Annotated in this window: 1 protein-coding gene; it reads right to left on the bottom strand. The window is 57.0% G+C overall.

From position 1 onward, the window contains the following. The coding region (locus tag AC0IYH_RS34440) for a hypothetical protein (RefSeq protein ID WP_471838999.1) at positions 1 to 221 on the bottom strand (221 nt) is incomplete at both ends.

Raw genomic sequence — 221 nt, 5'->3', positions numbered from 1 at the left:
TCGAACCCGGTTTCCTGCTGGATCAGGCCATTGGGGTGGTACTGCAATCCATAGACTTCGCCGACTTCATTTTCGATCTCGGTGAGCAGCAACCGAACATTGTCATAGCGATACCGGACCTGGCTGCCATCGGCGTTGATGCGGCGGCTGATCAGGTGCAGCCCATCGGCATACTCGTAGCGGGTGACGTGCCCCAATTCATCGCGTTCGGCGGTGATTTT

The organism is Pseudomonas sp. AC463 (assembly GCF_979253585.1).
Note: the sequence above shows the minus strand (reverse complement) of the source record. Positions and strands in the feature narration are given on the sequence as shown.